The following is a 22,600-nucleotide window of genomic DNA, read 5'->3' on the forward strand; positions in this document are numbered from 1 at the left end:
GCATGAGCAAAAAGTTTCTCGACAAAGCCTATGACCTTGAAACACAGGAAGCGACCCTGACCCACTACGACCGATGGGCCGCTTCCTATGACGCCGAGATCGCTGAAAACGGCTATGCCACTCCCGGTCGCATTGCAGAGGCTTTGGCAAGCGTTCAGTCCGATATGTCCGAACCGGTTCTGGATTTTGGCTGCGGCACCGGCCTATCGGGCCTTGCCCTGCGACTTCAGGGATTTCAAACCATCGACGGTATGGAACCCTCTGGCGAAATGCTGGAACAGGCCCGTGCCAAAGGCGCCTATCGGCACCTGACGCAGATTGAGGTGACGGAGACCCAACCCATCGCCAAAGGTGCCTATCGCCTGATCACCGGCTGCGGCGTTTTGGGAACCGGGGCCGCCCCACCAACGGTATTTGATATGGTTATGCACGCCCTGCCACGGGGCGGTTTGTTTGTGTTTTCCTACAACGATCACGCGCTGGCGGATCCCGCCTATACCGGCAAGCTGAATGAATGGCTGGACTGTTCCGCTGCGCGGCTGCTATCTCGGGAGCATGGCGATCACCTCCCCGGTATCGACCTTAAGTCCACCGTCTACGTAATTGAGAAATCTTGACATTCACCACCCGCTTTGCGCCCTCGCCAACCGGACCGCTGCATCTTGGCCACGCCTATTCCGCCCTTCTGGCACAGGACATGGCCGCCGCGAATGACGGCGTCTTTCTACTTCGGATCGAGGATATCGACACGGCCCGGTCCCGCCCGCACTGGGAACAGCAGATCTACGAGGATCTGGCCTGGCTGGGGATTGACTGGCCGCAGCCGGTGATGCGCCAGTCGCGGCGGCTGCCCCGTTACCGGGCTGCGCTTGATCAGCTCAGCACCATGGGGCTCACCTATCCCTGCCGCTGCAATCGCCGCGATATTGAGGCCGCCGCAGGTGCTCCGCAGGAAGGTGTGCCGCAATTCGGCCCCGACGGTCGCATCTACCCCGGCACCTGCCGGAACCGCGCGATGGCGGACGCTGGCGCCGAGGATGTGATCCGCCTCAATATGAAAAGCGCCGTGCGCGCTGCCCGGCTGCGGCCCTTCACGGAGACCGGCGAGACATATGGCGGCCAATATCCGCTTGATCCTGAGCGACTGATCACAACCGTCGGCGATATTATCCTTGTGCGCCGCGGTATGGGCAGCGCTTATCACCTCTCGGTGGTGGTGGATGATGCCGACCAGCATATCACCCATGTGGTGCGCGGCGCTGATCTGTTTGAGGCAACGCAGATCCACGTGCTGCTACAAGCGCTGCTCGGCTTGCCCACGCCACTCTACCACCATCACACTCTGATCCGCGATGATCTGGGCAAACGCCTCGCCAAACGCGATGATGCCCGCGCCATCGCCAAATACCGTGCCGAAGGCGCAACCCCGCAGGATATCCGCGCCATGGTTGGCCTCACTGAGGCCAGCCCTGCCCCATCTTCTGGCTAAAAATATCCCCTCCGGAGGCACGGCCCCTCAGGACCGTCTCCATCTGGCAGCGCGCCTTAGACCATTGGCTGCATCAACTCCACCTCTTCGCCATCGCGAATGGCGGTGTAGAAACAGCTGCGCCGGTTGGTGTGGCAGGCCGCCCCGGTCTGACGCACCACCGCCAATAGGCAATCGCGGTCGCAATCCACGCGCAGATCCACCAGCGCCTGCACATGGCCGGAGCTTTCCCCCTTGATCCAGAACGCCTGACGGGATCGTGACCAATAGGTGACCCGGCGGCTCTCCAGCGTTTTCATCACCGCATCGGCATTCATCCAGGCCATCATCAGGACCTCGCCGCTGTCTTCCTCCTGTGCAATGCAGGGGATCAGACCGGCCTCATTATACTTTAGGCTAAGAGGATCAAACGACATGGCAAAAACCTTTTGCATCTGGGAACTGGCCCCCTATGTATTGGGAACAGCGCATAAGGGAAAGCCCGAGGTACCCCATGTCCGGCGAGACTGATCTGATAAAACTCTACTCCGCACGGATCCTGGCGCTGGCCGCCGATATTCCGCATCTGGACCGGCTGGACACCCCGGATGTGACCGTGAAAAAACGCTCACCCCTCTGTGGCTCGACGGTGACGGTGGATCTTCAGATCAAGGAGGGCGCCATCGCCGCCTTTGGACAGGATGTGAAAGCCTGCGCATTGGGCCAGGCCTCCGCCGCAGTTGTGGGCGAGGTCATCCTTGGCCGCACCCTGCCGGAGGTCGCGCAGGCCCGCCAGCAACTGAAGGCGATGCTGACCGAAGACGGGCCAGTCCCGGATGCGCCTTTTGACGGGTTTGAGGTGCTGATCCCGGCGCGGGAGTTCAAGAACCGCCACGCCTCGATCCTGCTGGCGCTGGATGCCACGTTTGAGGCGATGCAGACCCATCAGGAACAGACCTGCGCCTAAGCGGTCTGCGCTCAGGCCTGACCACTGGCCTGCAAGTGCAAACGCTGCGTAGCGCCGACAGCCCTGACATCCGCGCGTAGCTGCCGTCGGATCCATATTCCACGAACCACACGAAAAAACCGCCGCACACCCGAGGGGGTGGCGGCGGCAGTATGCTCTCTCATGCGGGACCCGAACGGGACCTGTTGACCTGAGGCAGGTCGGCCAGACCGGCAGGCAAACCGGGCAGGCTTGGGACAGGCGGCCCCGTCCGGCATAAAGAGTGCGATCAGGAAATCTAAAACCTCACAGCTGGCCGGTCGGTTGCATCACAGCAGGCCGGGCAGGTGCAAACCCGCCACCAGCATCACAACCAGCGCTGCCGCGCCGATGGCGTCCTGCAGCAGTGTCGATTGGGCATTCTGAACAGTCGTCTTGATTTGGGTCATCATGGTACGTCCTCCTGTCTGTCTTGCTATCGCTCTCTGGCGTCTTGTTGCCTATTTGTTCTCATATTCAGCGGAACCTGTAAAGAACTTTATGAGAACATTTGCGAACACGAAAGAACTTGGAACAGGAACAGCGACAGAAACGCCGACAACGGATGCCGCGTTTTCTGTACTCCTTCGACGCTGGGACGAGATTAACCCACAGAAATCAAACGAATTGCTTGGTCCTGCTTCATCAGCCACAGAAGAACCCGCGCCGCCTGCCCTCGTGGGCTGGACAGATCGGGATCAGAGGTCAGCAAGGCCCGCGCATCACTTTGCGCCACTGCCATCAGACCCGCCTGCCGATCCAAATCGGCGATACGGAATCGCGGCAAACCCGATTGCGCGGTGCCGATGACATCCCCCGCACCCCGCATCTCCAGATCGGTCTCGGCAATGCGAAAGCCATCCTCGGTTTCGCGCAGGATCTCCAGACGTTTCTGCCCGCCCTTGCTGAGCGGCGCTTGGTAGAGCAGAAGACAGGTCGAGGCCGCCTCCCCGCGTCCGACACGTCCACGCAGCTGGTGCAGCTGCGCCAGACCAAAGATCTCTGCCCGCTCAATCACCATGATCGAGGCATTGGGCACGTTGACGCCCACCTCAATCACCGTGGTCGCCACCAGCACCTTGGTCTCCCCGGCCTGAAACGCCGCCATCGCCGCGTCTTTCTCTGCGGGTGGCATCTGCCCGTGGACCAGCCCAACCACATCGTCCCCCAACACGGCGCGCAGTTGCTTGAACCGCTCTTCGGCGGCAGTGAGGTCCATCACTTCGGATTCTTCGACCAGAGGGCAGACCCAATAGCATTGCCGCCCTTCATCGATGGCCCGGCGCAGGTGGCTGACCACCTCCTGCATGCGCTCCGTGCTGATGACGGCGGTCTTCACCGGCTTGCGCCCGGGTGGCTTTTCGTCCAGCACCGACACATCCATATCGCCGTACTGCGTCAGGGCCAGCGACCGCGGGATCGGCGTTGCGGTCATCACCAGAACATCGGCACCTTTGCCCTTTTCCGCCAGTTCCATGCGCTGGCGCACACCAAACCGGTGCTGTTCATCGACAATCGCCAGACGCAGATCCCGGAACGCCACATCCGCCTGAAACACCGCATGGGTGCCCACCAGAATCTGAATATCCCCCCGCGCCAGCGCCGCGCATTTCGCAGCCCGTTCGCGGCCTTTGTCACGGCCGGTCAAAATCTCCAGCACCACGCCAGCAGTTTCCGCAAGCGGGCGCAGCGCCTCCAGATGCTGACGGGCCAAAATCTCGGTTGGCGCCATCATCACGCCCTGCCCGCCTGCCTCAACTGCGACCAGCAAGGCCATGAAAGCAACCAGAGTTTTCCCGGCGCCGACATCGCCCTGCAGCAGGCGGTTCATGCGCGCGTCCCGCGCCATGTCGGCGGTGATTTCATCAATGGCGCGGGCCTGCGCACCGGTCGGACGATACGGTAAGGCCGCCAGCACCCGCGATTGCAAACTGCCATTGGCCAGACTGCTGCGCCCAGGCAGTCCACGATCCCGCAGCCGCGCCAGCGCCAACGTCAACTGATGGGCAAACAGCTCATCATAGGCCAGACGCGTCCGCCCCGGAGATTCTGCCGCCAGCGCATCCATACCATCCGGCGTATGGGCGGCAATCAGGGCCTCCTGCCAGGTCGGCCACTCCTCCTGTCGGATTTGCGAGGGATCGGCCCATTCCTGAAGCTCCGGCAGCCGCGACAGCGCGCTTTGCGCTGCCTTGAACATCGTCTTTTGCGAAACCCCATGTGTCAGATGATAGACTGGCTCAAACTCCGGAATATCACCCGCCTCTGCCACCGGCACCATGTGATCGGGATGCACCATCTGTGCCATGCCATCAAACAGCTCCAGCTTGCCCGACACCACCCGGCGCGCGCCCTCCGGCAGCTGCGCCTCCAGATAACGGCTGCGCCCATGGAAGAACACCAGCTGGAACTCTTCCTCCGCATCGCTCACATGGATTCGGTAGGCACCGCCCTTGTTGCGCGCAGGTCGATGGGCACCGATGGTGACCTCCACCGTGGCAACCGTCGGGTAATCAAGCCCGCGAATACTGTCGCGACGGCGGCGATCCACAATCGAATAAGGCAGCGAATACAACAGGTCACGCGGCGTCTCTATATCGATCTGCGCGAAATGCTGCGCCGTCTTCGGGCCGATCCCCTGTAACGTTTCCAAGTCAAGCAAACAGCGGAAACAGGATCTCTGGTCTGCCGCTCATGCGCCTGCAATCAGCTCCAGCCAGCCGTCCTCATCCAGGATCCGCACCCCAAGATCACGGGCTTTCTGCTCCTTGGACCCCGCACCGGGGCCTGCGACCAGAATATCGGTTTTCTTTGACACCGAGCCCGCCACTTTGGCACCCAGACCTTCGGCGCGGGCCTTGGCCTCTGCGCGGGTCATTTTCTCCAATGTGCCGGTGAACACCACTGTCAGCCCAGTGACCGGACTGTCATTCTGGGGCGCCTCTGGCGGGATGATGTCCAGATGGCCGCGCAGCGCATCAAAGGCCGCCCGTTCTTCCGTATTGGCAAAGGCATCGGACAGCGACAGCCCAAGCGTGGCGCCAATTCCGTCAATACCCGTCAGGTCGTCCCATGCCGCGCGGGCCTCGGACGGCACGTTCAGCGCGGCGATGGCCCGGTCGCGTGCTTCCTTGATCCGGGCGCGGCGGCCCTCCTGCGCGGCCGCGATCCGTTCACGGTCCTCCGCCTCATCCGCCGCCCGCTGCGCCAGGGCGGCTGGACGCGCTATATCCACCGCCGCAGCCATCGCGTCCCAGTCGCCATAATGCAGTGCCAGATCGCGCGCGCCGACCTCGCCCACGTGACGGATCCCAAGGCCAAAGATCAGCCGCGCCAGCTCAATCCTGCGCTTTTCCTCAATCGCCGCAAAAAGATCCGCGGCCGAGGTCTCGCCCCAGCCATCGCGGTTTTTCAACTTGGCGAGCGTCTTTTCATCCCGCGCCTGAAGGGTAAAGATATCGGCAGGGGTTTTGATCGCCAGCACCTCGTCACCGTAGAAGGCTTCGATCTGCTTCGCCCCCAGCCCGTCGATATCAAACGCCTTGCGGGAGACGAAATGCTTCAGCTTTTCAACTGCTTGCGCCGGGCAGATCAGACCACCAGTGCATCGGCGCACCGCGTCCCCCTCCTCGCGGACCGCATCACTCCCGCATTCAGGGCACACCGCAGGGAAGGCAAAAGGCACCGCCTCCTCGGGGCGTTTGGACAGATCCACATCAGCAATCTTGGGGATCACATCGCCCGCGCGATAGACCTGCACCCAATCGCCGATCCGGATATCCTTGCCGTCACGGATCTCCTCGCCCTTTGAATCCAGCCCGGCGATATAGTCCTCATTGTGCAGCGTCGCATTAGAGACCACGACGCCACCCACGGTGACTGGCTGCAACCGGGCCACCGGGCTAAGCGCGCCGGTCCGTCCCACCTGAATGTCGATGCCCTCCAGCCGCGTCCAGGCCAGTTCCGCCGGGAATTTATGCGCGATCGCCCATCGCGGCGTGGTTGAGCGAAAGCCGAGACGCGCCTGCAACGCCAGCGCATCCACCTTGTAGACCACACCGTCAATATCATAGCCCAGCGTCGCGCGCTGCGCCTCGATCAGGCGGTATTGCGCGATCAGCGCATCCGTCGTGGTACAGTGTTTGGTCAGCGGGTTGGTCTGAAATCCCATTTCCCGTAACCGCGCGAGCGCCTCAAACTGCGTTTCGTCCAAAGGTTCCGACAGCTCCCCCCAGCTGTAGGCAAAGAACCGAAGGGGCCGCGACCGGGTGATCTCCGCATTCAGCTGGCGCAACGATCCCGCCGCCGCATTGCGCGGATTGGCAAATGTCTTGCCCCCCTGCGCAGCGTGGCGATCGTTCAGTGCCGCGAAATCCTCGTGGCTCATGTAGACTTCGCCACGCACCTCAAGGATCGACGGGGCGTTGGGGATTTCCTGCGGAATATCGTCGATGGTGCGGGCGTTTTCAGTGACATTTTCCCCCACTGCGCCATCGCCGCGGGTGGCGGCATGGATCAGTTTGCCGTTCTCATAGCGCAGCGACAGCGACAACCCGTCGATTTTCGGCTCCGCCGTATAAGCAAGCGGATCCGAGGCGCCGAGGCCTAAGTATTTGCGCAACCCCTTGTCGAAATCCCGCACATCCTCATCGTCAAAGGCGTTGCCCAGTGACATCATCCGCTGCGCATGGGTGATCTTGCCAAAGCCGGAGGCCACCGGCGCACCAACCGTCTCCAGCGCGGTCGCGCCATCTGCCAGTTCCGGAAATTGCTCGGCAAGTGCGCGATATTCACGTTTCTTGGCATCATAGTCGGCGTCGCTGATCTCTGGATCATCCGCCTGATGATAGGCAAGATCCGCCGCGCGCAGCTCGTCCTGCAACGCCTGAAATCGGCTGCGCGCCTCGTCGCTGGTCAAATCCTTAAGATCGTTCTTGCCTGACTGTGTCACGGTTCTCGCCTCGCTCTGTCTTAGCTAGGTGATAGGACGGTGACGCCATCGCGTCCAGCCGCAGCACGGCCTGCAGATGTGAAAAATCCCGCCGGGGCGGGATCGTTCGGGTCTCAAATTAGAGTGGTAAAGTGCCCTCTCAGGCCCCTACCGCCATCCGGTGGCCACCAGACATCTGGTCGTCCTGCGGATCGCGCAGCACATAGCCCCGGCCCCAGACGGTTTCGATGTAGTTGTCACCACCTGTTGCCGTGCTCAGCTTCTTGCGCAGCTTGCAGATGAAGACGTCGATGATCTTCAGCTCTGGTTCGTCCATGCCACCATAGAGATGGTTGAGGAACATTTCCTTTGTCAGGGTGGTCCCCTTCCGCAGGCTCAGCAGCTCCAGCATCTGGTATTCCTTGCCGGTCAGATGTACGGCCTTGCCACCCACCTCAACCGTCTTGGCATCCAGATTAACGGAAATCTTGCCGGTGTTGATGATTGATTGCGAATGCCCTTTGGAGCGGCGGATGATGGCGTGAATACGGGCCACCAGTTCCTCGCGATGGAAGGGTTTCGTCAGATAGTCATCGGCCCCAAAGCCAAAGCCCTTGATCTTGTTCTCGGTGTCATCGGCACCGGACAGGATCAGGATCGGCGTCTCGATACGGGCCATCCGCAGCTGCCGCAGCACCTCGTGGCCGTTCATATCGGGCAGATTAAGATCCAGCAAAATCAGATCGTAATCATATAGCTTAGCCAGATCGATCCCCTCTTCACCGAGATCGGTCGAATAAACGTTGAGGTTCGCATGAGTCAGCATCAACTCAATGCTCTTCGCCGTTGTTGGATCATCCTCAACAAGAAGAATGCGCATATTATTTTCTCCGCCTGTACACTGTTTCCCTCAGGTCGAATTAACCTTGCTGGAAAAAAGTTAATGGCCCGTTACCATGATGGTTAATTTGCGCGATCACCTCAAGTGTGAATGATTTTTTTGCCTCAGGATTTACGATAGTCTTTAAGACGGGTGGCTTTCAGGGCGTCCTCGCCGAAGTCTGCGACGGCGGAAACCCAGCTGCGAAACTCCTCCTCGCTCAGGCTGTAGCGGCGCAATGCCTCGCTCTGCGGGATCAAGCCGTAGAGCACACCGCGCACAACTGCCGCTTTGCGCGATGCCACCCAGCGCCGTGTGGTCTTTGGCGGCAGATCCGCGCGTGTCATCACCGTGCCATCCGGCAGGGTCACAGCGCGGGGGCCATCGACTTTCTTCAAGAACATCTTTTCTTCCTTCGTGTGGATCATCGAAATTGGTCCGTCCCCACATTTCGCGCAAACGCCTTAAGGAGGGATGAACCTGCCCCTTGAGGATCATTAGGATTTTCCTATATTCTGCGGTGTCTTTCCTACATATCCGAGGAGTCGCCTGATGGCGCAGGATGCACATCCCCAACTGAATTCGCTTGGCTTTGCCAAATCACCTGCCGAAACTCGGGTGGTCGTGGCCATGTCCGGCGGCGTTGACAGCTCTGTTGTTGCTGCACATTTGGCCGATGAGGGCTATGATGTGGTGGGTGTAACCCTGCAACTTTATGATCATGGCGCGGCGCTTGCGAAGAAGGGCGCCTGCTGTGCCGAGCATCGATATTCACGATGCCCGCCGCGTGGCCGAGGAGCGGGGCTTTCCGCACTACGTGCTGGATTATGAGAACATTTTTAAGGATGCGGTCATTGATGAGTTCGCCGACAGCTATCTGGCTGGCGCAACCCCGGTGCCCTGTATCCGCTGTAACGAACGGGTGAAGTTCAAGGATCTGCTGGAAACGGCCCGCGATCTGGAGGCCGATTGCATGGCCACCGGCCATTATATCCAGCGCAAGGACGGGCCAAACGGACCGGAGCTGCACTCCGCCGAAGACGCCAATCGCGACCAGAGCTACTTTCTGTTCTCCACCACCCCGGAGCAGCTGGACTACCTGCGCTTCCCGCTCGGCCATCTGCCGTCCAAGGATGCCACCCGCGAGATGGCGTCTCAATACGGTCTGGCCGTCGCGGACAAGCCCGACAGCCAGGACATCTGTTTTGTCCCGAATGGCGATTATGCCAGCGTGATTGAAAAACTGCGCCCCGGTGCGGCAGACCCCGGCCAGATCGTCCATGCCGATGGGCGCGTGCTGGGCAGCCATGAGGGCGTCATTCACTACACCATCGGACAGCGTCGCGGTCTTGGCATCGGCGGGCTGAGCGAGCCGCTCTACGTGGTGAAGCTGGATGTCGACACCAAACAGGTTGTGGTCGGCCCCAAGGAGATGCTGGCCACCCGTACGATCCCCGTGCGCGAGATCAACTGGCTGGGAGATGAGGCGTTCACCAGCCGCGAGGAATGGCATTTGAAGGTCAAGGTGCGCTCGACCCGCCCCCCGCGTGACGCCATCATCCGCCCGATTTCGGAGACCGAGGCGGAGGTCGAACTGCTGACCCCCGAGGAAGGCATCTCCCCCGGTCAGGCCTGTGTGTTCTACGCCGGTGAGGGCAGTCGTATTTTCGGCGGCGGCTGGATCTGGCGCGGCTACTGACAGACACCTCTAAAAACCAAAATCGAGATAGTGCCTGAGGGCAGAGCTGCTCTCAGGCCCGGCTCTGTATCCGGCAGGCGTCAGGTCCGGGCGGAGGATTACGTCGGCAGACGATCCAGCACGGCCCGGGCCGCGCGCAGGCCCGGATCTTCGCCGCCCTCACCCAACCGCTCCATCGTGGTGGCCATGGCAGAGGATTGCGCGGTCGGCTCCGCCTTCACTTTGATCAGCGCCTTTGCAATTGCCTCCGGCGTGCACTCAGGGCCAAGGCATTCGGGCACCACGCGGGTGTCGCTAACCAGATTGACCAGCGTCACAGTATCAATCAACGCCATCCGCCGCATGATGTGCCAGGTGAGCCACTGGAACTTATAGGCGATCACCATCGGGGTGCGCGCCGCCGCCAGCTCCAGCGAGACGGTGCCAGAGGCTGCCAATGCCAGATCCGCCGCTGCGAAAGCTGCGCGTTTGTGCGCCTTCGCCACCTCAGGCTCCAGCGTATTGGGGTCAATCACCACCGCCGTATCCGACCATTCCGCCAGATGGCTGCGGACCAGATCGGCAACCGGACCCGCAGCAGGCACCACGATCCGGTATTCCGGGTGACTGTCCTGAAACTGTTTAAGCGCGGCGCCAAACACCGGCGCCAGACGTGTCACCTCAGAGCGACGCGACCCCGGCAGCGCCAGAACAGTTGGCGTATCGTCAAGCTGGTAGGCGCTGCGAAAACCGGCAATCTCTTCCGCCGATGCCTGTGGTTCGCCCACAACGGGGTGGCCAACAAAATCACACTCCATACCAGCCGCCTGCATATAGGGCGGCTCAAACGGCAAGAGCGCCAGCACATGGTCGATCACCTTGGCCATCTTCTGTGCGCGCTTGGGACGCCAGGCCCAGACCGAAGGCGCCACATAGTGCACCGTGCGGATATTGCTGGCCTCTTTCACCAATCCAGCGACCCGCAGGGAGAAATCCGGGCTGTCGATGGTGATCATCACATCCGGCTCCATATCCAGCACTGCATCCGAAGTTTCACGAATGCGACGTTTCAGGTGGCGGTACTGCGGCAGCACCTCCGCCAACCCCATTACCGAAAGCTCAGACATGTCAAAGCGCGAGACCAACCCCTGCTCGGCCATCAACGCGCCGCCCACCCCCTCGAAACTGACATCCGGGCGCAGCTGGCGCAGACCGGCCATCAACGCGCCGCCGAGGCGATCTCCCGAAGGTTCCCCCGCGAGGATGAACACCCGCAGGCTCATGCGCTGCGCAGCCAGAGAAACAGGCCCAGGCGATTGCAGGTGGCCACCACATCATCCTGGTTCAGGACAATAACCCCCCCCGCTTCCAGCACGATCCCGGAGAGCCCGGCCTTCGCTGCCAGCTCAACCGTCTGCACACCGATGGTGGGCAGATCAGCGCGGCGGTCCTGCCCCGGTTTGGGCGCCTTGAACAACAGCCCACCGGTGCCATCCGGGCGTTTTTGCAGCGCGCTCAGCATCCAATCGGTACCAAAGAGGTTTTCCACCGCAATCGCCTGCCCCCGACGCACAGCACAGGACTGGCCCACATCGGCGCGGCTCATGGCGTCCACAACCTCGGCGCCACGCTCAGCGTCCGGCTTGTCCAGCTCGCCCGGTTTGACCTCGGTCGGAATGCCTTCGGCCATCAACAGATCCGGCGCCACCTCATGGGCGGCGCACACGGTCATACCTGCCTGCTCAAAGATACCGATGATGGCCCGCAGCGCGCCGTCATCGCTGAGCCGCCAGAGCGCCCTGAAGCACCGGCACCAGCGGCAGGGTCTCGGCGTCGATCTCGCCGGGCTCAATCGTCGGACGACGCACCGCCCCCGCAAGGCAGATCTCCGTCACGCCTGAGGCTGCCAACCGCGCGATAAAACTGCCGAGTTGTTCCAGACGAAAGGTCAGTTCCGGCTCAATGTGATCCGGCTCCGACCCGCACATAGCGCAGATCAGCGGTCGATCTGACAGGCGTGCGGCCAGTTCGGCAGGCAAGGCGCCCTGCCCTGCAATCAATGCCAGCATGTGATCAGCCCCCCGGCGTCAGGAAAGAGCGGTCACTCTCACCGGTGATGAATTCGACGATTTCCTGCACGTATTCGCTGTCGCTTTCGGCGCCCAGACGGCGCGCGCGCTCCTGAAAGGTGCCTTCGCCCTGTGCCAGCATCTGGAACGCGGCCCGCAGCGCGGTGATATCAGAGCGTTGCACGCCCCGGCGTTTCAACCCGACAAGGTTCAGCCCGTCCAGCTCCCCGCGCGGGGCCTGCACCAACCCATAGGGAATCACATCATTGGTGACCATGGTGACGGCGCCGACGATGGCACCGTGCCCGATCCGCACCCATTGGTGGATGCCGGACAGGCCGCCGATGATGACGTCATCTTCCAGCACGCAATGGCCCGCGACCGCGGCTGAGTTCACAACGATCACCCGATCCCCGACCTGCGCGTCATGGGCAATGTGACAGCTCGACCATGAACAGGCCATCGTCGCCGATTTTGGTAACACCACCGCCGCCTTCTGTCGCCGGCGTTCACCGTCACATGCTCACGGATACGGTTGCGCTTGCCGATCACGGTCTTGCAGCGCTCGCCCTTGAACTTCAGGTCCTGCGGGATCTCCCCCAAAACGGCGAAGGAAAATACAACTGTATCTTCGCCGATCTCGGTATCACCGGTCACCACAACGTGGGATTTCAGCTCCACCCGGTCGCCAAGTACGACATCAGAGCCAATCAGGCAGAACGGGCCGATGACGCAATCCGCACCGATCTTGGCCCCCTCTTCAATCACCGCGCTGGGGTGGATCCGGCTCATCTGGGTCAATCCTTTTGCACGTCGACCATGGCGGAGAATTCCGCCTCTGCCGCCGTTTCACCATCAACAGTCGCGACGCCCTTGAATTTGAAGATCTTGCCGCCGGGCTTGCCACGGGTGGTTTCCACGCGCATTTCCAGCACATCGCCGGGGATCACTTTGCGACGGAATTTGCATTTGTCGATGTTCATGAAATAGATCAGCAGCTCGGTGTCGATCATATCCATGCCAACGCCCAGCATCACCCCGGCGGTCTGCGCCATCGCCTCGACGATGGTGACGCCGGGCATGATCGGCGTGCCCGGGAAATGGCCCTGAAAATGCGGCTCATTCATAGTGACATTCTTGATGCCACAGGCCGAGGAATAGCCATCGATTTCGACGACCTTATCGACCAGCAAAAACGGGTAACGGTGCGGCAGAATCCGCTGGATCAGGTGAATGTCGGCGCTTTTCAGCTCGGTTGTCATTGCGGTTTTCCCGTTTTCTGAATGTTAGGTATGTCCTAGCAACTGGCCACAGCTTCGGCAAGCCGCCGGGCAGGTCCGGGCAGATCTGACCTCTGCCAGAACTGCGATCTCAGATCACTCGCTGTCGACCTCAGACTGACTGTCGCGACCATCGCCCAGAACCTCATTTACCCGCGCAATCGCCAGATCCGTCACATCCGCCGCATCGGCACTGAGGAACACGCTGGCATGCTCCAGAATGGCCCCGGCGCCCGCTTCCAGCATGATCTGCTGCAGCACCGGCAAGGACGCGGTGAAAAAATCGCGCCGCGCGTCTTCGCCCATCTGGTTGATATCGCGCAGCTTCTGATCCTGATTGCGGCGGGTTTCCTGCACTTTCTTGTCGAAGGCATCCGCCAATGCGCGAAAGGCCTCGGGATCCATACTGCTGCGCCGCTCGGTCAGATCCAGCTCCTCCGCACGCAGCTCCGCCTCGATCCTGCGGTTCTCCGCCGTCAGCACCGCGCCCTCGGCGTCCAGCTCCTGCGTGACCCGTTGGCCAAAGGCACTCTCGGCGTAGAGCCGCTCGGACTGGATGGTCAACAGCCCCGTCTGTGGCGACCCCAGTTGCAGCGTTTCCCCAATCGGAAACCCCGCCGCGGGCACCGTCGCCTCCTGCGCGATACCGGGCAGGCTCATCAACGGCAGCACGACAAGAGCGCGCAGAAAAGGCGCCAGCCAACCAGCCAGCGCCCCCCTGTGCCGTGTGTCCACAGCTTGTGTCATTGCGATCAGAACCGCGCCTGAAGTGTCAGGTCAAAGCTCTGCTCCTGGTCGAAGTCCTCTTTCTTCAGCGCCTTGGAGAAGTTGAAGCGCAAGGGCCCGAAACCTGTGGTCCACAGCAGCGAGAAGCCGACGACATGGCGATAAGAGCCGCCGCGTCCAACGATATTCCCACCGGCGGCGCCGGTATCGGCGTTGTTCAAACCCCAAAGGTTGCCAACATCATAGAACAGACCACCGCGCAGACCGATCTCTTCGGGCAGACCCAGCGGGAATTCCGCATCAAAACGCGCAGCTGCGTAGTAGTTGCCGCCGAGGAAGTCGTTGTAATTTCCGCCGCTTCCGTTCGGTGACTGATCCCGTGGGCCAATCCCACCGGGTTCAAAACCGCGCAGGATGCTGGGCGACAGAACAAACCGGTCGATGGAGCGGCTGAACCCGTCCCCTTGCCAGCTGAATGCACCCGCCTCGATGGTGGCGCGCAACGTGACCTCTTCGTTAAAGACGCGCCGCTGAGCGATGAACTTCGCGGTGCTGCGCAGATACTCAGAGTCGCCCCCAAGCCCTGCATAGTCAGCGCCGACCTGGATCAAATACCCCGAATTCGGGTCCAGACCGTTCAACCGGCTGTCCACCGTATAGGTAAAGCCGATGGTGCTGGCGTTGATAGCGCCCTGATTGATCTCGCTTCGGACAAGCGGCCCGGCTAGAGGGAAGCCGGAGGAATCGTCGCCCCGGCTGATCATCTCGTCCTCATCCCAGGTATAGCGCACCTGAAGATTGCTGTTCTCGGAGGTTTGGAACGTCAGCGCAGGCGAGAAAAACGCCCGCTTGGTATCATAAAGGGCAAAACTGGAATCGGTTTCCGAAAAGCCCAGATCCAGATCGAACCGCAGGTCGCGGCCCAACAGGTAGGGTTCTGTAAAGCCGAGAGTATATTCTTCTTTATCCTGCGCTGTGGAGATGTTGAACGACAGACGCTGGCCACGGCCAAGGAAGTTGTTCTCCGACAGGCCCAGGCTGATGCCGAAACCATCGTTGACCGAATAGGCCCCGCCAAGGCTCAGCGATCCGGTTGGTTTCTCTTCGACGTCCACATCGACAACCACCTCACCGGCGCTGCCGCCTTCACGAACGTCCACCTCTGCGGTCTCAAAGAACCCAAGCGCCCGGATGCGTTCTGCGCTCTCGCGGATTTCACGCGGGTTGAACGGGTCGCCTTCAACTGTGCGGAACTGTTGACGGATCACCCGGTCCAGCGTGGTTGTGTTGCCTTCGATATCGATCCGCTCAACAAACACGCGTGGTCCGCGGGTCAGAACAAAATCGACATCGAGAGTCAGATCCCGATCATTGCGGCTGATGCGCGGTTCCACCCGCAGGAAATCGATCCCCTTGCGGATGGCAAAGGTTTCCAGCCGCCGGATCGCATTTTCAACAACGCTTGGGGAATAGGTCACGCCAGGGCGCACCTTCAGCACCTTGCGGAACTCATCAGCGTCGGCTTCTGACATTTCGCTGGTGACCGAAATCTCGCCGAACTCAAACTGCTGGCCCTCGGTGATATCAACCACCAGGAAGGCGGCGTCGCGTTCTTCGGTAACTTCGGCGTTGGTGCTGTTGATACGCACATCCACATAGCCGCGCGACAGGTAGAAATCGCGCAGAACCTGTTTGTCGAACTCAAGACGGTCTTCAATCAGCGTATCCGCCCGAATGAAGGTCCGCAGCAGACCCGCCTGTTTGGTTTCCAGCACGCGACGCAGGCGACGGTCGGAATAGACCCGGTTGCCCACGAATGATACGCGCTCCACCTCAATGGTGTCGCCTTCGGAAATTTCGAACACCAGATCAACGCGGTTGTCGCTGCGCCGGATGATGCGCGGTGTCACGGTCGAGGCCAAACGCCCCTGCGCGCCATAAGCTTCCGCAAGGTTGGAGGCATCCCGTTCGGCAACAGTCGGGTTAAACACCCGGCGCGGCGCCGATCTCGATCAGGGCCAGCATCGCGTCATCCTTGATGCGGCGATTGCCTTCAAAGCTGATCTTGTTGATTGTCGGGAACTCGGTGACCTTGATCACCAGCGTATTGCCCTGCGGCACGATCTCGACGGTTTCAAAAACACCGCTGTCAAGAATACGCTGATAGGCATCATTGAGCTGACCGGCACTGACGGATTTACCCCGTTCAATGCCCGTATAAGCCACAATTGTTGAGGTCTGGATGCGTTGATTGCCCTCGACCTGAACGTTTGTGAAACTGTAACTCTGCGCCACGGCGATCTCTGGCGTCAGGACAAAACCCAATGCAATTGCCAGCGCTGCGGCAGATACGTTTCTATACAAAATATGGGCACCCAATTTGCGCCCCCCACAGGATGTACCCGTGTGCTTCCCCCGAACCATCAGTCAAAACCCGATTTTTTTACAGCTTAATCCGTGCGTATCGGGTTTATCGACGCTTGTCAAAAACAACAAATAGGCGCGCGGGATCACCCCACGCGCCAGATCGCTTGCAACAGCTTGAAAACTCAGAGACTGCCGATCCAGGCACCGGCAGCAAGCGCCCCCAAAATCGTCGCCACAGACATGGCACGGTCCCAGTTGAGGCGCATAAATAGACCAAATCCAGAATTGGTAATCCGCAGGCTGCTCATGGCGTCCACTCTCCCACTATCAATAATGATCCCACATCCGCCACAACCTTGCCGCGATCTGCGACGCCGTTGCCCACTGGCGGCTTACCAAAGGATTAACAAGGGAATGTGGCGACAGTTGGGCGCGCCAACCCGTCGCAGGATCCGGCACCGGATCACAGCGCCGACCGGGTCATCCCCGGTCGGCGAAAACACGTTTAGCAGAAGATGTCGTTAAAGAGCGCAAACATCATCAGGCTGAGAATAGCCGCAATGCCCACGCTCATCAGGATCCGCATCACCGCATCATTGGGCGGTTTCCCGGTGACGGCCTCATAGGCGTAGAACACCAGATGCCCGCCATCCAGCGCCGGGATCGGAAACAGGTTCAGCAGCCCGACGGCGGTAGACAGCACCGCGATAAACCGGATGAAGCTTTCAGCCCCCTGGCTTGCCATCGCGCCGGAGGTCTCAGCAATGCCAATCGGACCGGAGAGGTTACAGGTGCTGATCGCGCCGGTGATCATATGCCCCAGACCAGAGAGTGACATTTCAACCACGCCCCAGACCTGCGCCGCGCCACCGCCGAGCGCCTCGCCGACACCAACCGTCTCCGTCGCGGGGTCAAAGGCAAGACCACCGGCAATCCCCATGCGCCAGCGAGTTGCAAATCCGCCTTCTGGCTGGGGCTCATCCACGCGCCGTGGTGCCAACGCCATCTCAAACTCTTCGCCCGCGCGCCAGACATCCAGCAGCAGGACCTTGCCTTCCGCGCTTTCAACGGCGCGTTTCAGCTGATCGAAGGCAAAGATCGGAGCACCATCAACGGCGGTGATCACGTCCCCCGGCTGCAGATCGATATCGGCGGCGGCACTGCGCGGCGCCACACCGCGCACATGCGGTGGCCAGGGATAGGGGCCTTCGACCGCGACCTCCCGCTCATCCCGCAGCACAGTATAGGTCAGCGGTTGCTGCTCCGGCACCGCATCGCGGAAGGCGGTAAAGGCGGCACTGTCCTCCAGTGAGGGCACGTCTACCCCTTCGATCTGCAACAGCGCGTCGCCTTCGCGCAGCCCCGTCTGCAGCCCCGGCAGCGGCACCAGCCGCTCCACGGTCAGCGGATCGCGCATGGTGCCTTGCAGCATGAACACACCCGCAAAGATCAGCGCCGACATGATGAAGTTGAACACCGGTCCCGCCGCAACAGTTGCCGACCGCGCCCAAAGCGGTGCGCCATGCATGGTGCGCCGCAGCGCAGCTGGATCCGCAGCAGCATCTGCCATCGCGTCCGCATCCTTGCCCGAGGCCGCATCGGCATCTCCAAGGAACTTCACGTAGCCGCCAAATGGTAGTAGCGCCACCTGCCAGCGGGTGCCGCGTTTGTCGACACGGGAGAACAGCACCGGGCCAAACCCCAGCGAGAACACCTCGGCATGGATCCCGGACCAGCGCCCGACGATATAGTGGCCATATTCATGCACAGCGACAATCACCGACAGCGCCACCACAAAGCTGGCAATCACATAGAGATACCCGCCAAGCTGCGGAAGAAAGGAGACGAAATCCAAGGGCTTACCTTACATAGTCTAAAATTGCGTTGTCGGCTTCCATACGGGCGAGATGGTCGGTCCGGCTCACCGTATCAAGGGTCATTGCCTCATCTAGCCCGCGATCCGCGCTGTCAAACTGCGCCAGCACCCGCGCGACCACCGCCGCCATATCCAGAAATCCGATGCGTCCGGCGATGAAATGATCCAGCGCGCGTTCCTTGGCGGCGTTGAACACCGCCCCCGTGAGGCCGCCTCGGTCCATCACGTCATAGGCCAATTGCAGGGCCGGATACCGTGCCGGGTCAGGTGCGCGGAATGTCAACTGCGCCAACCGCGCCAAGTCCAGCCGCTCGACCGGCAACTCCCGCCGCTCCGGCCAATGCAACGCATAGCCAATGGCGTGGCGCATATCCGGCGCGCCCAGATGCGCCATCAGCGCCCCGTCGCGAAACCCGACCAGCGCATGCACGATGGATTCAGGATGTACCACCACCTCGATCTGCTCTGGCGCCACGCCAAAGAATTCACGGGTTTCAATAACTTCCAGCGCCTTGTTGAACATGGACGCGCTGTCGATGGTGATCCGCTGCCCCATGTCCCAATTGGGATGGGAGGAGGCCTGCGCCACCGTGGCTGTCTTCAGCTGCTCCTGCGGCCAATCCCGAAATGCCCCGCCAGAGGCGGTGATCACCACCCGCTCCACGGCGGAGATATCCTCACCGACCAGCCCCTGAAATACGGCCGAATGCTCACTATCGACCGGCAACAGCCGCGCGTTGTGGCGCCGTGCCGTCTCCAGCAGCAGCGCCCCAGCGCAGACCAGCGATTCCTTGTTGGCCAGGGCCAGCGTGGCGCCCTGTTTCAGCGCCTCCAGCCCCGGTGCCAGCCCGGCCGCGCCAACAATGGCCGACATCACCCAATCCGCAGGCCGCGCCGCCGCCTCAGCCAGGGCCGCCTGCCCTGCCGCAGCGGCCACACCTGACCCGGCCAAAGCGGCCTCAAGCGCAGGCAGCTGGTCATCATAAGCGGTGACAGCGATATCTGCCTTCAGCGCAATCGCATCCTGCGCCAGCCGGGCAATATTGGCGCCACCAGTCAGCGCCACCACATCATAATCGCCGGGCGCCCGCCGGATCAGGTCAATCGTGTTCTGACCAATGGATCCGGTGGCCCCGAAAATCGAGATCTTCCGCATTACATCGTCCCGCCGGGCAAACCCCAAAGGCTGAGCACCAGAAGCACCATCGCCGCTGCGCCCAGCATCCCGTCAAACCGGTCGAACAAGCCGCCGTGGCCGGGGATCAGCGCGCTGGAATCCTTCACGCTCATCTTGCGCTTCAGCGCGCTCTCGGCCACATCACCGGCCTGGCTCGCCATGGAGACCAGCACCGACAGCACCACCACGCCAAAGCCCAGCCCCGCCTGCGCTGCAAAAATCGCGCCGACAATCGCCGCCGCGCCCCAGCCAGCAGAGGTACCGGACCAGGTTTTCTTGGGGCTGACACGGGGCCAGAATTTCGGCCCGCCAAAGGTTTTACCGGCAAAATAGCCCGCGACATCCGTGGCCACCACGACCGAGATCAGCCAGACCATCCAGTCCAGGCCCAATGTGCTGCGCATCCAGATGAAGGCATAGGCGGCGAACAGCACCCAAAGCGCAAAGCCAAGGTACAGGCCGCGGCGAATATCCAGCGCAACCGCGCCGAGGAGAGCCGGGATCAGCAACAGACCCACGGCCCCGCTGCCCGCCATCAAAGCCGCCGCCAGAACCGCGCCCATCGACAGGACACCGAGCGGCAGCGCCACCCCCTGACGATGCGGCGCAACCATGCGCAAAAGCTCCCAGATCATGCCGCCGCCCGCCGCCGCAATCAGCAGGTCAAAGACCACACCACCGCGCCAGACCGCCCAGCCGCCCACAAGGATCATCACGACGGCAGAGATCATCCGTGGCATCAGATCACCCCAGCGTCCTGCACCGCTCATGTTTTCACCGCGCCAAACCGGCGATCCCGCTGCCCGTAGCTGCGGCACAGCCGGTCCATTTCATCAGCAGTGAAATCCGGCCAAAGCGTGTCGATAAACTCATATTCAGCATAGGCTGACTGCCACAGCAGGAAGTTGGAAATCCGCGCTTCGCCACTGGTGCGAATGACCAGATCGGGATCCGGCAGCACATGGGTATCAAGATAGCGCGGCAGGGTTTCCTCATCCACATCCGCAGGATCCAGCCGCCCGGCGGCCACATCTTCGGCCAGTCGTTTGGTGGCGCGGGCCACCTCATCACGGCTGCCGTAGTTCAGCGCGATGGTCAGCTGGGTGCCGTCATTACACGCCGTTTCCTGTTCCAGCTGATCCATCAACGTGACCAGTTTCTTGTCCAACCGCACCCGATCGCCGATGAAGCGCACCCGCACATTGCGCTGCGACAGCGCCTTCATCTCCTTGGAGATATAGCGGCGAAACAGGCTCATCAGGCCTGCGACCTCAACCTGTGTGCGCTTCCAGTTTTCCGTCGAGAAGGCAAAAATGGTGAGGTATTTCACCCCCAGCTTCGGGCAGCATTCCACCACCTCACGGACGCGTTTGGCGCCCGCATGGTGGCCGAACAGCCGCGGACGGCCCCGCGCCTGTGCCCAGCGGCCATTGCCATCCATGATGATGGCCACATGTTTGGGACCGCGTTGCGGGGCAGGCTCGCCCTCACTCGGCGCCAAGGCGGTGTCTGTGCTCTGTGACATCTGCAGGTGTCAGACCTGCATGATTTCGGCTTGTTTGGTTTCCAGCGCCGCGTCAACGACCTTGATCATCTTGTCGGTCAGCTCCTGAACTTCGCCTTCCCACAGCTTCTGGTCGTCCTCGGACATGCCGTCGGCCTTGGCTTTCTTGATCTGGTCCATACCGTCGCGACGCACATTGCGGATCGAGACACGGGCGTGTTCGGCATATTGGCTTAGCCACTTTGGTCAGATCCCGGCGGCGCTCCTCGTTCAGCTCGGGGATCGGCAGCATGATGATGGTGCCGTTGAGCTGCGGGTTGATGCCCAGACCGGATTCGCGGATCGCTTTTTCGACCTTGCCGACCAGACCTTTGTCCCAGACGTTGATGGTGACCATACGCGGCTCGGGCACATTGACAGTGCCAACCTGATTGATCGGTGTCATCGACCCATAGGCATCCACCATAACCGGCTCCAGCATCGACGCGGAGGCGCGACCGGTCCGCAGCGACGCAAATTCGGTCTTGAGGTTGGCCATGGCGCCATCCATGCGGCGCTGTAGATCATCGGTATCGAGAATAAAATCGTCAGACATTCTGCTCTCCCCTGACTTGAGGCGGTGTTTGTATTGCTCATAAGACATTGACGGGGGGTTGTATAGCGATCTTGCCGCAGTTTTGAAGCGCCCGCCTGCCCCGCCGCATGGCCCGCCGCGCTCAGGGATCTGCCATCAAACACGCCCTCGGCGCCTGATTCAGCCCCCGGCACACCCCCGGCACAACAAAGCCGCGCGCTGGATTGATCCAAACGCACGGCCCGTTTGTGTCTCACCCGCAGGCCGTACGGCCCGCACTGAGCGCCCTCAAACAATGGAGAGGGATGTTAGCCATGCACCTTGGTATAGGTGCCCTTCCCGGCCAGAATACCGCGGAACCCGCCGGGTTCATCCAAGGGGAACACCATCAGCGGCAGGTTATTGTCGCGCGCCAGCGCAATGGCCGAGGCATCCATCACCTTCAGACGCTTGGCCAGCACCTCATCGTAGGTGATATCATCGTAGCGCACCGCGTCATCATGCTGCGCCGGGTCCTTGTCATAAACGCCATCGACGCCGTTCTTGCCCATGAAGATCGCCTCACAGGCCATTTCATTGGCGCGCAGGGTCGCGGCCGTGTCGGTGGTGAAATAGGGATTGCCGGTCCCGGCGGCGAAAATGCAGACCCGTTTCTTCTCAAGGTGACGCACCGCGCGGCGGCGAATGTACGGCTCGGCCACCTCATCCATGCGAATGGCGGAAATCACGCGGGTGAACACACCCAGCTCCTCTAGCGCCGACTGCATCGCCAGCGCATTCATCACCGTGGCCAGCATCCCCATGTAATCCGCCGTGGTCCGCTCCATCCCCTGGGCAGAGCCGGACAGGCCGCGGAAGATATTGCCGCCGCCGATCACCATGCAGATCTCCACGCCCATATCGCGCACGGATTTCACTTCCTGGGCAATACGCTGAACGGTGGGCGGATGCAGACCATACCCCTGGTCCCCCATCAGTGCTTCACCTGAAATTTTCAGCATGACACGTTTATAGGTTGCCGCTCGGCGTGGCCTCCGGCTGATCGTTGGTAAGGGGCATGTTGCGCTCCGGAATATGACGGGGTTA

16 protein-coding genes and 6 pseudogenes are annotated in these 22,600 nt (G+C 61.3%); 4 read left to right on the plus strand and 18 right to left on the minus strand.

The window, feature by feature from the left end:
• The first annotated feature begins 2 nt into the window (after positions 1 to 2).
• Together L0Z65_RS06505 and gluQRS are read left to right on the plus strand one after the other, a co-directional pair.
• A complete protein-coding gene (locus L0Z65_RS06505) occupies positions 3 to 617 on the plus strand; it encodes a class I SAM-dependent DNA methyltransferase (protein ID WP_405111795.1) in 615 nt (204 codons plus the stop codon).
• On the plus strand, positions 614 to 1,489 hold the full coding sequence (gene gluQRS / locus L0Z65_RS06510; RefSeq protein ID WP_405111798.1) for a tRNA glutamyl-Q(34) synthetase GluQRS: 876 nt from the start codon (positions 614 to 616) through the stop codon (positions 1,487 to 1,489). The genes L0Z65_RS06505 and gluQRS overlap by 4 nt, the downstream gene beginning before the upstream one ends.
• A 56-nt stretch (positions 1,490 to 1,545) precedes the next feature.
• Here gluQRS and hisI read toward each other — a convergent pair whose 3' ends face one another.
• Positions 1,546 to 1,923, minus strand: coding sequence for a phosphoribosyl-AMP cyclohydrolase (gene hisI, locus L0Z65_RS06515; RefSeq protein WP_118067852.1), 378 nt, complete (start codon positions 1,921 to 1,923; stop codon positions 1,546 to 1,548).
• A 59-nt stretch (positions 1,924 to 1,982) separates the two neighbouring features.
• Here hisI and L0Z65_RS06520 point away from each other — a divergent pair, with 59 nt between their 5' ends.
• The gene (locus L0Z65_RS06520; protein ID WP_040168939.1) at positions 1,983 to 2,435 is read left to right on the plus strand and encodes an iron-sulfur cluster assembly scaffold protein; all 453 of its coding nucleotides are present in this window, start codon (positions 1,983 to 1,985) and stop codon (positions 2,433 to 2,435) included.
• A 308-nt stretch (positions 2,436 to 2,743) separates the two neighbouring features.
• Here L0Z65_RS06520 and L0Z65_RS06525 read toward each other — a convergent pair whose 3' ends face one another.
• From L0Z65_RS06525 to L0Z65_RS06545, 5 genes and pseudogenes are all read right to left on the minus strand, one after another.
• Positions 2,744 to 2,866 carry a hypothetical protein gene (locus L0Z65_RS06525; protein WP_024097384.1) on the minus strand — a complete coding sequence of 41 codons (123 nt, stop codon included), beginning with the start codon at positions 2,864 to 2,866 and terminating at the stop codon, positions 2,744 to 2,746.
• 191 nt (positions 2,867 to 3,057) lie between these two features.
• A pseudogene (gene recG / locus L0Z65_RS06530) lies at positions 3,058 to 5,149 on the minus strand (ATP-dependent DNA helicase RecG).
• The gene (gene ligA, locus L0Z65_RS06535) at positions 5,146 to 7,404 is read right to left on the minus strand and encodes an NAD-dependent DNA ligase LigA (RefSeq protein ID WP_405111803.1); all 2,259 of its coding nucleotides are present in this window, start codon (positions 7,402 to 7,404) and stop codon (positions 5,146 to 5,148) included. Before ligA ends, recG begins: the two are co-directional and overlap by 4 nt.
• A gap of 139 nt (positions 7,405 to 7,543) precedes the next feature.
• Entirely contained in the window at positions 7,544 to 8,263 is a 720-nt protein-coding gene (gene ctrA, locus L0Z65_RS06540) for a response regulator transcription factor CtrA (RefSeq protein WP_014874550.1), read from the minus strand.
• 125 nt (positions 8,264 to 8,388) lie between these two features.
• Positions 8,389 to 8,667, minus strand: a complete 279-nt coding sequence (locus tag L0Z65_RS06545) for a DUF1153 domain-containing protein (protein WP_040104126.1) — start codon at positions 8,665 to 8,667, stop codon at positions 8,389 to 8,391.
• 148 nt (positions 8,668 to 8,815) lie between these two features.
• On the opposite strand from L0Z65_RS06545, the pseudogene mnmA reads away from it, so the two are divergent.
• Positions 8,816 to 9,962: pseudogene (mnmA, locus tag L0Z65_RS06550) on the plus strand (tRNA 2-thiouridine(34) synthase MnmA).
• 98 nt (positions 9,963 to 10,060) lie between these two features.
• Here mnmA and lpxB read toward each other — a convergent pair.
• From lpxB to pyrH, 12 genes and pseudogenes are all read right to left on the minus strand, one after another.
• Positions 10,061 to 11,224, minus strand: coding sequence for a lipid-A-disaccharide synthase (lpxB, locus tag L0Z65_RS06555; protein ID WP_405111807.1), 1,164 nt, complete (start codon positions 11,222 to 11,224; stop codon positions 10,061 to 10,063).
• A pseudogene (locus tag L0Z65_RS06560) lies at positions 11,221 to 12,010 on the minus strand (LpxI family protein). Before L0Z65_RS06560 ends, lpxB begins: the two are co-directional and overlap by 4 nt.
• 4 nt (positions 12,011 to 12,014) lie before the next feature.
• Positions 12,015 to 12,802 (minus strand): annotated as a pseudogene (lpxA, locus tag L0Z65_RS06565) (acyl-ACP--UDP-N-acetylglucosamine O-acyltransferase).
• Between the two features lie 5 nt (positions 12,803 to 12,807).
• Complete coding sequence (gene fabZ, locus L0Z65_RS06570; RefSeq protein ID WP_024097392.1) at positions 12,808 to 13,272, minus strand: 3-hydroxyacyl-ACP dehydratase FabZ; 465 nt, start codon at positions 13,270 to 13,272, stop codon at positions 12,808 to 12,810.
• 114 nt (positions 13,273 to 13,386) lie between these two features.
• Positions 13,387 to 14,037 carry an OmpH family outer membrane protein gene (locus L0Z65_RS06575; RefSeq protein ID WP_040168928.1) on the minus strand — a complete coding sequence of 217 codons (651 nt, stop codon included), beginning with the start codon at positions 14,035 to 14,037 and terminating at the stop codon, positions 13,387 to 13,389.
• Between the two features lie 5 nt (positions 14,038 to 14,042).
• Positions 14,043 to 16,440: pseudogene (gene bamA, locus L0Z65_RS06580) on the minus strand (outer membrane protein assembly factor BamA).
• Positions 16,441 to 16,888: 448 nt separating this feature from the next.
• Positions 16,889 to 18,238, minus strand: coding sequence for an RIP metalloprotease RseP (rseP, locus tag L0Z65_RS06585; protein ID WP_405111812.1), 1,350 nt, complete (start codon positions 18,236 to 18,238; stop codon positions 16,889 to 16,891).
• A 4-nt stretch (positions 18,239 to 18,242) separates the two neighbouring features.
• The gene (dxr, locus tag L0Z65_RS06590) at positions 18,243 to 19,415 is read right to left on the minus strand and encodes a 1-deoxy-D-xylulose-5-phosphate reductoisomerase (RefSeq protein WP_405111814.1); all 1,173 of its coding nucleotides are present in this window, start codon (positions 19,413 to 19,415) and stop codon (positions 18,243 to 18,245) included.
• Positions 19,415 to 20,206, minus strand: coding sequence for a phosphatidate cytidylyltransferase (locus L0Z65_RS06595; RefSeq protein ID WP_096871207.1), 792 nt, complete (start codon positions 20,204 to 20,206; stop codon positions 19,415 to 19,417). Before L0Z65_RS06595 ends, dxr begins: the two co-directional genes overlap by 1 nt.
• On the minus strand, positions 20,203 to 20,961 hold the full coding sequence (locus L0Z65_RS06600; protein WP_405111818.1) for an isoprenyl transferase: 759 nt from the start codon (positions 20,959 to 20,961) through the stop codon (positions 20,203 to 20,205). The genes L0Z65_RS06595 and L0Z65_RS06600 overlap by 4 nt, the downstream gene beginning before the upstream one ends.
• A gap of 9 nt (positions 20,962 to 20,970) precedes the next feature.
• A pseudogene (frr, locus tag L0Z65_RS06605) lies at positions 20,971 to 21,535 on the minus strand (ribosome recycling factor).
• 287 nt (positions 21,536 to 21,822) lie between these two features.
• A complete protein-coding gene (gene pyrH, locus L0Z65_RS06610) occupies positions 21,823 to 22,515 on the minus strand; it encodes a UMP kinase (RefSeq protein ID WP_405111821.1) in 693 nt (230 codons plus the stop codon).
• Positions 22,516 to 22,600: the final 85 nt, after the last annotated feature.

This window comes from Phaeobacter sp. BS52, assembly GCF_045040595.1.
GTDB lineage: Bacteria > Pseudomonadota > Alphaproteobacteria > Rhodobacterales > Rhodobacteraceae > Phaeobacter > Phaeobacter piscinae.